The organism is Pseudanabaena sp. Chao 1811, assembly GCF_027942295.1.
Classification (GTDB): Bacteria; Cyanobacteriota; Cyanobacteriia; order Pseudanabaenales; family Pseudanabaenaceae; genus Pseudanabaena.
Genome location: NZ_CP101416.1, coordinates 3,213,633 through 3,228,097, shown reverse-complemented (window position 1 = coordinate 3,228,097; position 14,465 = coordinate 3,213,633). Strand labels below are relative to the sequence as shown.

At 41.9% G+C, this 14,465-nt stretch carries 14 protein-coding genes; 6 read left to right on the top strand and 8 right to left on the bottom strand.

What is annotated here, in order from left to right; all coding sequences use genetic code 11:
- Positions 1 to 43: 43 nt before the first annotated feature.
- Entirely contained in the window at positions 44 to 1,549 is a 1,506-nt protein-coding gene (locus NMG48_RS14835; protein ID WP_271252276.1) for an ammonium transporter, read from the top strand.
- A gap of 225 nt (positions 1,550 to 1,774) precedes the next feature.
- Positions 1,775 to 3,700 (top strand): sulfite reductase, ferredoxin dependent, encoded by a 1,926-nt coding sequence (gene sir, locus NMG48_RS14830; protein ID WP_271252275.1) that lies wholly within the window; start codon positions 1,775 to 1,777, stop codon positions 3,698 to 3,700.
- Between the two features lie 90 nt (positions 3,701 to 3,790).
- Here sir and NMG48_RS14825 read toward each other — a convergent pair whose 3' ends face one another.
- The gene (locus NMG48_RS14825; RefSeq protein ID WP_271252274.1) at positions 3,791 to 4,375 is read right to left on the bottom strand and encodes a Uma2 family endonuclease; all 585 of its coding nucleotides are present in this window, start codon (positions 4,373 to 4,375) and stop codon (positions 3,791 to 3,793) included.
- A 193-nt stretch (positions 4,376 to 4,568) separates the two neighbouring features.
- Here NMG48_RS14825 and NMG48_RS14820 point away from each other — a divergent pair, with 193 nt between their 5' ends.
- On the top strand, positions 4,569 to 6,011 hold the full coding sequence (locus NMG48_RS14820; RefSeq protein WP_271252273.1) for an aminotransferase class I/II-fold pyridoxal phosphate-dependent enzyme: 1,443 nt from the start codon (positions 4,569 to 4,571) through the stop codon (positions 6,009 to 6,011).
- 154 nt (positions 6,012 to 6,165) lie between these two features.
- On the opposite strand, the gene NMG48_RS14815 is transcribed toward NMG48_RS14820, so the two are convergent.
- From NMG48_RS14815 to NMG48_RS14800, 4 genes are all read right to left on the bottom strand, one after another.
- Positions 6,166 to 6,651 (bottom strand): hypothetical protein, encoded by a 486-nt coding sequence (locus NMG48_RS14815; protein ID WP_271252272.1) that lies wholly within the window; start codon positions 6,649 to 6,651, stop codon positions 6,166 to 6,168.
- Between the two features lie 185 nt (positions 6,652 to 6,836).
- On the bottom strand, positions 6,837 to 7,082 hold the full coding sequence (locus NMG48_RS14810; protein ID WP_271252271.1) for a GlsB/YeaQ/YmgE family stress response membrane protein: 246 nt from the start codon (positions 7,080 to 7,082) through the stop codon (positions 6,837 to 6,839).
- Between the two features lie 24 nt (positions 7,083 to 7,106).
- Positions 7,107 to 7,568, bottom strand: coding sequence for a CsbD family protein (locus NMG48_RS14805; RefSeq protein WP_271252270.1), 462 nt, complete (start codon positions 7,566 to 7,568; stop codon positions 7,107 to 7,109).
- A 210-nt stretch (positions 7,569 to 7,778) separates the two neighbouring features.
- On the bottom strand, positions 7,779 to 7,994 hold the full coding sequence (locus tag NMG48_RS14800) for a CsbD family protein (RefSeq protein ID WP_169362293.1): 216 nt from the start codon (positions 7,992 to 7,994) through the stop codon (positions 7,779 to 7,781).
- A gap of 479 nt (positions 7,995 to 8,473) precedes the next feature.
- Between NMG48_RS14800 and NMG48_RS14795 the strand changes: the two genes are divergently transcribed.
- Together NMG48_RS14795 and NMG48_RS14790 are read left to right on the top strand one after the other, a co-directional pair.
- Positions 8,474 to 9,955: an alpha-amylase gene (locus NMG48_RS14795; protein ID WP_271252269.1), complete on the top strand. Its 1,482-nt coding sequence runs from the start codon at positions 8,474 to 8,476 to the stop codon at positions 9,953 to 9,955.
- A gap of 330 nt (positions 9,956 to 10,285) precedes the next feature.
- Positions 10,286 to 10,840 carry an NUDIX hydrolase gene (locus tag NMG48_RS14790; protein WP_271252268.1) on the top strand — a complete coding sequence of 185 codons (555 nt, stop codon included), beginning with the start codon at positions 10,286 to 10,288 and terminating at the stop codon, positions 10,838 to 10,840.
- A 248-nt stretch (positions 10,841 to 11,088) separates the two neighbouring features.
- Here the strand turns inward: NMG48_RS14790 and NMG48_RS14785 are convergent, their stop codons facing one another.
- From NMG48_RS14785 to NMG48_RS14775, 3 genes are all read right to left on the bottom strand, one after another.
- On the bottom strand, positions 11,089 to 12,273 hold the full coding sequence (locus tag NMG48_RS14785; protein ID WP_271252267.1) for a F420-0:Gamma-glutamyl ligase: 1,185 nt from the start codon (positions 12,271 to 12,273) through the stop codon (positions 11,089 to 11,091).
- 130 nt (positions 12,274 to 12,403) lie between these two features.
- A complete protein-coding gene (gene trpA / locus NMG48_RS14780) occupies positions 12,404 to 13,198 on the bottom strand; it encodes a tryptophan synthase subunit alpha (RefSeq protein ID WP_211167839.1) in 795 nt (264 codons plus the stop codon).
- A 97-nt stretch (positions 13,199 to 13,295) separates the two neighbouring features.
- Complete coding sequence (locus NMG48_RS14775; protein WP_271252266.1) at positions 13,296 to 13,523, bottom strand: DDE transposase family protein; 228 nt, start codon at positions 13,521 to 13,523, stop codon at positions 13,296 to 13,298.
- Positions 13,524 to 13,822: 299 nt separating this feature from the next.
- Here NMG48_RS14775 and NMG48_RS14770 point away from each other — a divergent pair, with 299 nt between their 5' ends.
- Positions 13,823 to 14,398 (top strand): slr1658 superfamily regulator, encoded by a 576-nt coding sequence (locus tag NMG48_RS14770; RefSeq protein WP_271252265.1) that lies wholly within the window; start codon positions 13,823 to 13,825, stop codon positions 14,396 to 14,398.
- The last annotated feature ends 67 nt before the right edge of the window (positions 14,399 to 14,465 follow it).

Here is a 14,465-nt window from a genome sequence, read left to right as displayed (position 1 = left end):
TTTATTTGCATCGGTATATTACTTCGCTGAGGAGAGTTTTAGAGTGTTGGTTTATAAAACAAATCAAAGAAGGGGACTTAAAAGTTCAGTCAATTGGACTGCTTGTATTCCCCTTGCAGCAATTATCGGTGTTTTTTGGGTGTATGCAGCTACGGCTCAAACTGCCGCTACACCTACTCCTGAACCTTTAACTGCTGAGAAAGTTAAGGAAAGTGTCGATGCTCTCAAAGTTGGATTGGATACTCTTTGGGTAGTAGTTGCAGCTTTCCTCGTCTTTTTTATGAATGCTGGGTTTGCTTTGGTTGAGTCTGGATTTTGTCGTCGCAAAAATACGGTCAACATTCTCACCAAAAATTTAATTGTATTTGCGATCGCTACCATTGCTTACTGGGCAGTTGGTTTTGGCTTTATGTATGGTGACAGTGGTGGCAATCTCTTTATTGGTCTGAAAGGATTTTTCTTAAGTGGTGCTGACAATAGTCCTGCAACCCTTGATGCTTATAAAGGTGATTTCCCCGGACTTAACTGGACAGGTGTACCACTAGAAGCGAAGTTTTTATTCCAGTTGGTGTTTGCTGCAACCGCCGCAACCATTGTCTCAGGTGCAGTAGCTGAGCGGATTAAGTTCCTTGCCTTCATGCTCTTTAGCTTTATTTTAGTTGCTGTGTCCTATCCCATCACAGGACATTGGATTTGGGGCGGAGGATGGCTATCCAAAGTTGGTTTTTATGATTTTGCTGGTTCGACAGTAGTTCATTCTTCGGGCGGCTGGGCAGCACTTGTTGGTGCTGCATTACTTGGCTCACGTTTTGGCAGATATGGTGAAGATGGCAAAAACCGTGCTATCCCTGGACATAGTATGAGTCTGGCAACTCTAGGATGTTTAATTCTTTGGTTAGGGTGGTTTGGGTTTAACCCCGGTTCAACTATGACGGCTGATGGTCGCTTAATTGCCCATATTGCCTTGACCACCAATATGGGTGCTTCCGCAGGTGGGATCGCAGCAACAATTGTGGCTTGGTTATATCTTGGTAAGCCTGACCTATCTATGATCGTTAACGGTATTTTGGCTGGATTAGTCTCTGTAACTGCTCCTTGTGCTTGGATTACTTTACCTAGTGCGATCATTATTGGCGCGATTGGTGGAACTATTGTGGTGTTTGCAGTTGGATTCTTCGATAAACTCAAGATTGATGATCCTGTAGGTGCGACTTCAGTTCACTTAGTTTGCGGTATCTGGGGGACTATCTCGGTTGGTCTATTTGCAGTTGGTCAAAAAACAGACATTGGTGGCGGTTACATTCTCCAAGCTGGAGCAGGGCCTAAAGCTGGCTTATTCTTCGGTGGTGGCTTTGATCAACTTCTATATCAGCTACTAGGAGTTGTCTCTGTTGGTGGTTTTACCGTTGCATTTAGTTTCATTGCTTGGTATGTAATTTCCTTGATTACAGGCGGTATTCGAGTAGAAACAGAAGAAGAATTCAAGGGACTTGATATATCTGAACATGGCATGGAAGCTTATTCTGGTTTTGTAAAAGAAAGCGAATAATTTTTTCTAAGATATCGAAGTTTTGATACTGCGGATTCGCCGCACCATCAAAACTTGGTTCTTTATTAAATTGCAGAAAGCTAAAGGCGATCGCGAATGCGATCGCCTTTAGCTTTTAAATATTTGGATTGCTTTTTGTAAAGTTCATCCGAATTCCGATAGGATTATCGGGGTATAATTGTGGGGCAAAGAAATTAAAAATTTATCAGTTTCGATAGTTGAACCATGACAAACAATCTGATCAATGCTGGAAAAGTATCTAAGGTTGAAGTCCTTAAACAAAAAAGTGATTTTTTGCGGGGACCAATCAATACAGAATTAAATGATGGCAACCCGTTTTTCAGTCAGGATGGGATTCAAATCTTAAAGTTTCATGGTTCTTATCAACAAAAAGATCGGGATTTAGAGAAAGCAAAGGCAAAAGGGGAAGAAGCCCAATACAGCATGATGTTGCGGACTCGTAGTCCTGGAGGATTTATTCCTTGGCAGTTGTACGTCGCTTTGGATAAATTAAGCGATCGCTATGGCAATCACACTTTACGCGCCACGACTAGACAGGGCTTCCAGCTTCACGGAATTCTCAAGGAAGATCTCAAAGCGGTGATCGTTGATATCACTAAGAATATGGGATCAACCGTAGGAGCTTGCGGTGACATTAACCGTAACGTAATGGCTCCACCTGCCCCATTTAAAAATAAGCCTGAATATGATTATGCGCGGGAATATGCAGTTAAGCTCGCCGATTTGTTAGCACCACAGGCAGGAGCCTATTACGATATTTGGCTTGATGGTGAAGTGGCGGTAACAGCATCGGAAGCGCCAGAGGTAACTGAAGCAAGAAAGCGTCAAGGTGCAGGAACCGCAAAAACTAATATCAGCGATATTGAGCCAATCTATGGCACACAGTATTTACCCCGCAAATTTAAAATTGCGATCGCTGTCGCTGGTGATAACTCCGTTGATCTCTATACCAATGATTTGTCGTTGGTGGTAATTACCAATGCGGCTAATGAGTTAGAAGGCTTTAATGTCTATGTTGGTGGTGGTTTAGGTCGCGCCCATAATAATGATGCGACGATTGTGCGGATTGCTGACAGCATTGGTTTTGTCCCTGTGGCAAAGGTTTACGATCTGGTGAAAGCGATTGTTGCTTTGCAACGTGACTATGGCGATCGCCACAACCGTCGTCACTCCCGCTTCAAATATATTTTGGAAGAATGGGGCGTGGAGAAGTTTAAACATGTTTTGTTGGAATATTACCCCACAGCTTTAGCTCCTGCCCGTGAACTGCCTCCTTTCACATATCAAGATTATCTGGGCTGGCATGAGCAGGGAGATGGCAAGTATTTTGTTGGTGTCTCCATTGAGAGTGGTCGGGTACTCGATCGCGAAGGTTTGCAACTAAAAACAGCCTTGCGCGAAATTAGCGAGAAATTTCACCATGATTTTGTCTTGACCCCCAATCAGAATTTACTGATTACCGAAATTGCTGCCGATGAAAAAGAAGAAATCCAGAAAATTCTTGATCGCTGCGGTATTTTAGCCCCTGACCAGATCGATACCTTGGTGCGTTACTCGATGGCTTGCCCTGCTTTCCCAACTTGTGGGTTAGCGATCGCGGAGTCAGAACGCGCTTTGCCTGATATTTTGGCAAGGATTCGTAAATTGTTGGTGCGTTTAGGTTTGGAAGATGAAACCTTTGTTACTCGCATCACAGGTTGTCCCAATGGTTGCGCCCGACCCTATATGGCGGAACTTGCCTTTGTTGGTAGTGCTGTTGATGAATATCAGGTTTGGTTAGGTGGTAGTTTTAATTCCACTCGTTTAGCTCAGCCCTTTGTGCAGCGCCTCCATATTAATAATTTGGAAAAAGGTTTAGAACCTCTATTTTTCTATTTCAAGAAGGATCGCGCAGAAGGCGAAAGCTTTGGTGATTTTTGCGATCGCAAAGGCATCGAGGATCTTCGCCAGTTTGCAGAAACCTATGTGTCGGAACTGCCCGAAGAAAAAGCTAAAGGTAAGCGCCGAGATGTTCGCCATCGCGTCACTCTTTCTGCTAAGTCCTTTGAGCTTCTCAAGAAAGCAGTCGAAGAACAAGGTTCATCGATGAAGGATATTGTGGAAGCAGCTTTGGAGAAATATTTGGCTTAACTGCTGGGTGTTGGAGCTTATCCGCAATTAAATGTTTTTCATTTTACCGTAGGCAAAATGAAAACGCCCAAGCCTTATGAAATAATCTCCCTACAACTTTGAAATGGTAGGGAAAACTTTGTTTAATTCAATGATGCTATTAGCAATATTGGGTAAGGCGATCGCTTGATGGGGTAATAGATATTCCCTTTGAGCGTAATTGCCTTGCCCTTTAGCATCACGATAGGGTTCTCGATAAACTTCTAGATGATAGTCGATTAAATTGAATATCCAGTAATGGGGAATCCCTGCTTCGGCATAGAGTAATCCTTTGACCTCACGATCATATTTGAGGGTGGAGTCGGCAATTTCAATGATTAATAGAATGTCTTCGGGTAATGGATGTCCTGTTAGGTAATCATCGGCGCGATCGCGGACAATTGCAAAGTCTGGTTCGGGTTCACTGTCGGGTGGCAAAAAAATGGGATCTTGGCAACGGATGATCGCTTGCTGATCAACTAATTTGTTAAGCAAACGATTTAAGTTACTGCAACAGACTACGTGTTTAGTGCCTTTTGCTGCCATCGATAGCAGTTCTCCTCTAATTAATTCAATGCGATCGCTTGGCTGTAATATCCCTAGTTCGATCATCTGGTGGTATTCGGCGATCGTAAAGTGCTTGGTTTGAACTAGCATGGAGCGCACCTCTTTGTTTAGTCAGGCTTCTCAATTTAAAATATAGCGTTTATAAGATGAAGTGGTCATAGGTTTCGGGGATTTATAGCAAGGCGATCGCTAATTATCGCTAATTTATGTAACTTAGCTCTAAACTTAGCATTGAATATAGCAAGTGAAAGCAAAACGCGATCGCCTAAAGCCTAAAATTTTAATGAATCAGCATTCAGTTCCATTACTAGAAGCGGCGCGGCGATATCTTGATATCGATCACGCGCCGTTTTATATGCCCGGTCACAAGCGTGGTCAAGGCATCGATCGCGAATTTGTAGATCTACTTGGCGAAACTTTTTTTCGACTCGATTTACCTGAAATGCCCGATCTCGAAGAGCCTGTTGCTGAAGCTGAGGAATTAGCCGCAGCAGCCTATGGTAGCGATCACGCATGGTTTTTAACAAATGGCTCCACCTGCGGGGTACAGGCAATGTTACTGGCTAACTGCCAAGCAGGTGACAAAATCTTGATTGCCCGTAATTGCCATAAATCAGCCTTTGCAGGCATGATCTTAACGGGAGCAGTTCCCATCTATTTACCCACTGAATATTTATCAGAATTCGATTTGGACTTGGGTGTTAGTCCTGCTACCCTCGAAGCATTTTTACAGCAACATCCCGATGCTAAAGCCGTACTAGTCGTCAGCCCCAATTATTTTGGAGTCTGTGGCGAAATTGAGCAGCTTGTAGCGATCGCCCATGCCTATAACGTGCCTCTATTAGTCGATGCTGCCCACGGCGCACATTTAGGCTTTCATCCAGATTTACCAATTTCCGCATTACAGGCAGGAGCCGATCTGGTGGTGCAATCCACTCATAAGGTCGCAGGTAGCCTCACCCAATCTTCAATTTTGCACTTACAAGGTGATCGCATTGCTCCCGAACAGGTTGATCGTGCTTTACAAGTACTGCGATCCAGCAGTCCAAATCTGTTATTACTAATCTCTCTAGATGTCGCACGGCGACAAATGGCGATTCAAGGCAAAGGGTTATTAAGTGAGACCTTACGCCTAGCCAAAGAAGCGCGATCGCTTCTGCTGCAAGTTTCTGGTCTACGAACCTTCGATCACATAGAAGTTCCCACTCTCGATCCCACTCGCTTAACACTTTTAGTTGATCAATTGGGAATTACAGGATTTGAAGCTGATATCTGGTTACATTCTCAACTGGATGTTATGGCAGAAATGCCCACTCTTAATCAATTAGTATTCATTCTTAGCCTTGGCAATACTCAAGCAGATATTGATCGCTTAATTTTTGCGTTTAAACAAATCGCTCAGGACACTCAGGGCAAAAGAAACAAGAAACAAGAAAAATTAAGTCCAATTACTAATTACCAATTACCAATCACCAATTACCAATCTAACCTAAGTCCTCGTGAAGCCTATTTTGCGAAAAGCGATCGCCTACCCCTAGAGAAAGCGATCGGACGCATTAGTGCGGAATCTCTCTGTCCCTATCCCCCGGGAATTCCCTTAATTTGTATAGGCGAGGAAATTACAGCCGAAGTGGTGGAGATGTTGCAATGTATTTTGCGATCAGGCGGCATCATCAATGGTGCGAGTGATGAAAGCCTAGAAACTATTCTTGTTGTTAAAACATAAAGATGGGTAGCGCGAGTTCGAGATGATTTGAAACAGGTTTTGAGAGAGGGTTTGCTACACAAACCCTCTCTCAAAGCCCAAAAGTAAAAGCATTGCTACGCAATGCTTTTACTTTTGGGCTTTGAAAATTTGCCAGCTTAACCCGAACTGACGTTTAGTTACCAACCTTTGGTGATGGTGTTGTAGTCTGTGGCTGTGCTGTTACTTTTGGAGTAGCGGCTGGAGTCACGGCCTGTGGTGGTGTAGTTGCTGCAGGTGCAGGAGCTACCGCAGGTGGTTGTGTGATCGTCACAGGAGGAAGATTAATTTCCACTGTCGGAGTAGGCTGTGGTGTTGCAGGACTAACCTCTCTAATAGTGGTGTTATTCCTTTCGATCACCGTTGACTTATTCTCTTTCACCGTATCAGTTGCGCTAGGAATTAAGACGGGGGTTGGAGCTGGACGAGTGTTGAGGAAATAGGCGATCGCCCCAGCGCCAAGTGCTAATCCTAGCAAAACAATAATTACTACTCCAGCCATACTACTGTCATTAGTTACTCTAGTAGTACGCTGCTCAGAAACTCTACTTCCATTTACAGAATTATTGGGAAGTGATGTTACTTTTTTGGATGTAACTTCTCTTTCAATTTCATCGGACATAATAATTAATCCTTCATATAGGAATTGATATTCAAGAAATTTCGGACTTACACAATAGCAATGTCATAAATTACGGGCTGAAAGCTTAAACCCGTTTCAACGGGTTTAACATAGAAGTTCTTCAGTCTGCTTTAGCTTTGAACCAAGAACTGGAGTTCTTGGTCATTTTGCTTAAGTCCTGTCTATTAAGCTGACTTGATCAGGCGTAAACCAAATAACAGCACAACTGCACCAATGGTGGCGACAATCAAACTGCCAAGTAATCCACCCCCACTAGATAAACCCAAAGCACTAAAGAGAAATCCACCAAGCAATGCGCCAATTACGCCAACAATGATGTCTCCAATTAGCCCAAAGCCGCCACCTTTAACCAGTTGACCCGCTAGCCAGCCAGCAGTTAAACCAATCAAAATAAACCAAATAAAACTCATATACTTCCTTCCTGATTTAGAAAATTATTTAAACAATTCTTGGACTTTATCTTTCGCATCTTCTAGTAAGTTGCGAGTCTTAGATTCCACTTGCTTACCTTTGCCAACAATTTGATCTTGGCGATCGCCTGTCACCTTACCGATCGCTTCTTGAGTATTGCCTTCAAGATCTCGCGCACCAGCCTTTACTCGTTCTGGCAGTTTCACATTGTCTTTAACATCTTCAGCCGCATTGCGAACATCTGCTTCCGCTTGTTTAGCTTTGCCCATGACTTGATTTTTAGCATTACCAGTGACATTGCCGATCGCTTCTTGAGTTTTACCTTCAAGATCTTTTACCCCTGCCTTTACTCTCTCTATCGATGCGATCGGAGTAAATGAATTTGCTGCCCAACCTTTATTAACAGGTAGCCCAAAGACAATGACAGACGATAAGAATAAAATGCAGCCGATAGTTAATAAAGATCTGTAAATTTGTGAAATCATTTTAGCTGCCCTAAAGTTTATCGAGCATAAATTTTATTTTGATATGATCAAGAATCTATAGAGAAAGATATACAGAATAGAATTCTTTTTAAGGGACAATCAAAATAAAATCAAAAAAAATAAATATTTGAGCAATCCAATTAAATAAAATCAAATCGCTCAAATATTTTTCAAGACTACTTATCAATTAGATATGTAGTAATTAACTATTTAATCGATAGCATCTTTAGCTTTTTTCTTGATATCGTTAGCCACATCTTTAGCCTTGTCTTTTACATCTTCAGCAGTATTGCGAACACGGGCTTCAGCTTGCTTAGCTTGACCTTCAACCTGTTTACCAGTGTCTCCTGTGACATTACCTACTGCCTCTTCGACCTTACCTTCAAGATCCTTAGCAGCAGCTTTAGCACGTTCTTGTAAACTCATAATAAATGTCCTCTATTTGTGTTGATATTTAACGAAATGCTATAAAAGACAAAATCGAATTTACAACTTCTTTTCTAACATCTTCATTATTGTTTATTTGATTAACTTATTCATCCATCTCAAGACATAAGATATAAATATACATCGAAGATCTTAATTGACAAACAAACAAAGTTGTAATTTTGTTTGTTTGTATGATATGTATTATTTGATAAATAAAAAAAATAAAAAACTATCTATTCAAATAGGCTTCATTGCAATTGAAGCTCAAATAAAAATCTAAACCGAAATTTATATTTTTATATTTTGTTTTTTATACAAGATTATTTTTTTGTCGAAAATTAATCTCTTTGATTTTTTATTCACCTGACTATCTTGATCGGGGGGTGATTGATTTATTGAGTGAATTGATGAATTACGACACAAAATGTAACAAAGAGAAATTTGTCAAGCCAAAAACCCTTATTAAGGAACTAAAAATGTCTCATCAAAACGGTGTCATGATGCAGTACTTTCACTGGTATCTGCCAGATGATGGTAGTCTGTGGAACCAAGTAGCAGAGAAGGCTGAAGACTTAGCCAAGGCTGGTATTACATCTCTATGGTTGCCCCCAGCCTACAAGGGGAAGTCAGGTGGTCTGGATGTGGGCTATGGCATTTATGATCTATTTGATCTGGGTGAGTTTGATCAAAAAGGCTCGATCAGAACGAAATATGGCACAAAAGATGAATACATTCAGGCGATTAAAGTGGCTCATCAAGCAGGGCTGAGTATTTATGCTGATGTGGTTTTTAATCACAAAATGGGAGCCGATCGCTCGGAAGAGGTAGAAGCCACACCGATGAGTATGGACGATCGCAATCAGGCGATCGGTGATTATCAAACCATTCAAGCTTGGACTCACTTTACGTTTGAAGGGCGTAAAGGCAAATATTCCGAAATGGAATGGCATTGGTGGCATTTTGATGCGATCGATTACAATGCTTACAATGAAGGAGAAGACGCAGTCTATTTACTCAAAGGCAAATCCTTTGACAAAAATGTTGATCTTGAGAAAGGTAATTTTGACTATTTGATGGGCTGTGACCTTGACATCCAGAACTCAGAAGTACAAGGCGAACTCAAGTATTGGGGAGAATGGAACTATGATCTGACCAATGTTGATGGCTTTCGCTTTGATGCAGTCAAACATGTTTCCGCACAGTTCTTTCAGGAATGGCTAGAACATATGCGTAACTATGCCAAGCGAGATCTATTTGCCGTGGGTGAGTATTGGTCCTATGAAATGGAAGCTTTGCATAATTTCATCGATGTTACCAATGGCACAGTTAGTCTATTTGATGTGCCTTTGCATCAAAATTTTCATGTGGCAAGTCAATCACGAGAAGACTACGACCTTAGCCAAATCTTTGAAAATACATTAGTTCAGCATCAACCATCTCTAGCAGTCACCTTTGTCGATAATCATGACTCCCAACCATTGCAGTCCTTAGAGTCAATTGTTGAGTCTTGGTTTAAACCTCTTGCCTATGCACTGATTTTGTTGCGCCAAGAGGGATATCCTTGCATTTTTGCAGCCGATTACTATGGCGCACATTATCAAGACTATGGCAAAGATGGAAATGAATATGAAATCTGGATTGATAGTCATCAATGGCTACTTGATCAGTTTCTATCAGTACGTCAAAACTATGCCTATGGTCAGCAGCTTGATTACTTTGATCATCCCAATACCATCGGCTGGACAAGACTAGGAGATGATGAGCATCAGGGAGGAATGGCAGTGGTATTAAGCAATGCTGAAGAAGGAAGAAAATGGATGGAAATTGGTCAGCCTAATTGCACCTATATCGATATCACCAAGCAGGTAGAGCAACCAATCACAACGAATGATGATGGCTGGGCAGAATTTTGTTGCAATGGTGGCTCTGTTTCAGTTTGGATTAGAACCACAAATTAGAGTTGTGGAGCAAAGTGCCTTAACTCTAATTTATTTTTTAGTCAACGCGCTGAATTACGCTTTTGAAAGCACGGCAAAGCTGTGCTTTCAAAAATTTCTCTGTACTAATGCTGCATATAGATGTCAACCATTTGTAGATGTGGAAGCGCACCCCTTCGGGGTGCGCTTCCACAAACCATTTAGGATTGCTATATAGCGTTTTACAAATGAGTGCATACTCATTTGTAAAACAAAAAAGAATCACAGTAAGGGTTTGCGGTTTTCATTTTGCCGTAGGCAAAATGAAAACCGCTATATGACACAATGGGCTGAAATCAATTCACAAAATTTATGTCTGATCTCGTACCTGCAACAATTTTGCAAAACCGTCTCAGCTATCAAGGTCGTAAATTCTCTTTTCATACCGATCGCATTAAGTTACCCAATGGCGTTATCGGCGAATATTCCTATATCAAACACCCTGGGGCAGGAATGGCGGTTCCTGTCACTGCCGATGGCAAGTTTGTCTTAGTAAAGCAATATCGATTTGCAATTCAGCGCTACTTATTAGAATTTCCTGCGGGAACTTTAGAAGTAGGCGAAAACCATGATGTGACGATTAAGCGGGAAATCGAAGAAGAGACAGGCTACAGTGCTAGTAAATGGCAATATCTCGGCGGATTCTACATTTGCCCCGGTTATTCCGATGAGATTATCCATGCCTATCTCGCACAGGATCTCACCAAATTGGAACAACCTCCTGCTCAAGATGAAGATGAAGAGATAGAAGTAGTAATGCTCAGTCGGGAAGAAATCGATAATTTATTGCGATCGCAAAGTGCAGATACTAGCCTCGATGCTAAATCAATCACTGCATTGCATCTAGCTTTACAAGTTTTAGGATAAGTTCCTGAGTTGCCACCATCACAAGGATTAAAGCGACGTATCTCAAAGTTACAAACTTTATATCGCCCGCTACGCGGGCGATATACACAAAAGCAATTTATAAACTTTATATCGCCCGCATAGCGGGCGATATAACAAAAGCGACATAGATCAAATTTATAAACAACGTTATAACGCCCACATTGCGGGCGTTATAACAAACTGGTTTTGTCTTAAGTTCCCAATAGGTCAAGACAAAATCTAAATTTTTATGCTCCACTATTCGGACGAATTAAGACAATCGGCGTTTGCTCGGCGGCATTACCCGCAGGATTCATAATTAAGGCTTGATTGAGTAATTCCTCAGAAGCTCCAGAAGTTGCCGCTAAAACTTTCACGCGACGTAAATCATTTACATCCACGATCGCCGCCTCGAGTCCCGTACCAGCCTTGATCTCATCGACTACAGCTTGCGGATTTTTGGGTCCTAGCACAATGAATTGATCGTAGGGTGGCAAAGTCCCAGTCACATCATCGATTAATCTCGCCTGTTCACCAGCCAACATATAGAATACTCCCGGAACACGGAAGATTGCCTTAGCAAGGGAACCGATGATGAAGGCAAAAGCGACGCGCCATGCTCCTGACTCATTAATTAAGGATTGCAAACCACATGCTGTGGCAAGACTGGAAGTACTCTTGAAGTAATAACAGAGTCGTTTCGCTAACCATTGGGGATGAATATCGCTGGGATGATAGAAGTTACCCTGCATAATTGCGATCGGAGTTTCGGCGATCGTGACAATATCTCCTGCTTGAGCATGGCTCATTACATAGCGCTGCATCACATCCACGGGTGTATCACCCGCTGAGAGAATGTGGGTGCGAATGGGTAATACATCTGCATCAGGAGTGGGTCGCCAACGTTCCCTTTGATTGGCATCGGGGAACTGTAGAGGAATGATGCAATGCTTGACCTTTTCTTCGCGTCCCGCAGGTCCATAGATCGTGTAATGGACACGCACCCAAGCAGTTTTAAGTTCTTCGAGATTCTTTCCACTGATATCAATTTGAATCTCTACACCCGTGCTTTTATTTGGAGTAACAATATAGGACTCCCAATAGTTGTCGTTACGACTTGCCACATTGGGATGGCGCGATCGCAATTGCACTTGAGTATGAATACCATCAAGACTATCGCTCGATAGAAGTGATAGTTCAGGATTGACTTCGACGAGAAAAACATCAAGCTTACGAGTTTTGTTCGTCGCAGTTAGCAGCAGTTCCAGTCGATAATGATCTGGCTCATAGGTCAGAAACTGCCAAGCCCCATTATCAAATTCTAGTAAGTTGCCTTGTCTTGTTTTATATTGCCACTCAAATAGCAACCATAGTAATAAAACTATGCCACCAAAAATCGCGATCGCTATAGCCAAACCAATCAAAATATTCATGAGCCTTAATTCTTAATTCCTACTTTTTATACCAATTCACGAAAGTGTGACAACTCTTTTGTGAATTAAAAGCCAAATCCAGTCAGGTTTTTTAAAACTAAAAATGGCGCAGCCATTTTTAGTTTTGGTATTAGTCTCTACGAATAGATTGTTTGAGAGTTTTGCAAAGCTCGGCGATCGCGTGCAGCCCACCATCTGGCTCGGCTAATTTCTTCACCATCGCACTACCGACGATCGCACCATCAGCACTCCAGTCAATTACCTGTTTCGCATGTTCAGGTTGCGAAATGCCAAAACCAACAGCGATCGGTTTGTCAGTAATCTCTCTGAGTTGTTCGATCATCGTCTTTACGCCTTTTGCGACTTCGGTACGCACACCCGTTACGCCCGTCGCACTAACCACATAAATAAAGCCCTGTGATTTCTCGGCGATCGCGGCAAACCGCTCAGGTGGACTAGTGGGCGCAATTAATAAAATTACTTCAATACCTGCCTTTGCCGCAGGCTCTAGCAACACATGGGATTCTTCGAGGGGGAGATCAGGTACAACTAAGCCACGCGCCCCAGCGTCATAGATTTTTTGGAGAAACTTTTCGACCCCAATATTTAAAATCGGGTTGTAATAGGTGAAAAGGATAATTGGCGATCGCAATTCTGGCGCAACTTCACGGACAATATCTAACACCTTGTCCAATGTCGTCCCATTTTGCAAAGCCCTTGTTGCCGCCGCCTGAATTACGGGGCCATCTGCCAAGGGATCGGAATAGGGTACACCTAACTCGATCAAATCCGCGCCGTTTTGATCTAAGACCCGCAAAGCTTTTGCTGTTGTCGCCAAGTTTGGATCACCAGCCGTAATAAAAGGAATCAGAGCAGCTTGCCCTCTAGCTCGCAGTTCTTCAAATCGAGCGGAAACGGATATCATGACTTAAAAATTTCCAGAAAAAGTAGTCCCGTATTATAGTAGCGCTTCACGGTGACTTGTTACAGCTATGGCAAAAGCTAGAGTTCACGGCAACGCGCTATAGTGGTTGACATTTGCCTGCACGGATAAGACCAACACGCTTAGCGATCGCCTCACCCTGAGAGCTAAATGCACCCCAAGTTTCTACAAAATCAGTGAGATCTTCTGGGCTATTACCTTTGACAATTTCACAGATACCCGTGTCAGCACGTTTACCTATAAACCAGCGCTCAGCAGTGATCGATTCTTGCGAATCTTTAGGACTATTCAGACTATCAGATGTCACTTACAGTACCTTGCATAACTAGAAAATCCAGAGAAATTTTTAAAAGCCCTACCTCGTAAGGCTTTTAAAAATTTCTCTGGATTTTAATATAGTGCTTTTCAAGTCCAAATGGTTGTTTCCTCGCCGAAGGCGAGGAAACAACTCCGATCATAAAGCTCTATAAGTTCTACCCTGATGGCAGGTTGCGTTGAGTCCCTAAACATAGTAAAAGAAATCATAGATTTGTGACTTAAATTATTGCTTTATTGCAAAGTCCTGAACCGTCCTCACAACAATTAATATAAGAAATGGCGTTAATTATGGCGCAAATTTTTGGAGAATTCACAGAAAATTTTTCAGACCGAAGCGAATTTTTAGTTTTAGGATTTTCGCCTTCTTCATTACCAATTAAATTACGTTGGAAGACAAATGGACTATCAGCAGATTTCCTTGGTGACTATGTCCGAAACTTCTTTCCTGGTGATACAAATGCTGATATAACTAAGCAGGCTGAAATAGGAGCTGCGGTTAGTTTCATTGCCAATGAGTTATTAGAAAATGCAATGAAATATAGTGATGACAGTGCAGGTCAACCAGTTAATCTAGAGGTACATTTGTTTAGCGAGCGTCTCGTATTTCTCTCTAAAAATAGTGTATATCAAGATGCGATCGCTAGTTTTCAGGCTTATATCCAAGAAATTACCACTGGTGATATTGGTGAAATGTATATCAATCAAGTAGAAAAAAGTGTCACTAATGAAGAAGAAGTAAACTCTGGACTTGGTTATTTTACAATGATCATGGACTATGATGCTGTTTTAGGATGGAAGTTTGAGCAGTCTCAAAATAATAGGGATGTAACAATGGTAACGACAATGGTACAGTTACCTCTTTAGTAAATATTTAATAAATGATCTAGCAGATCAATAGATTAAATAAACAGATCAAACTTTTATCAGGAGA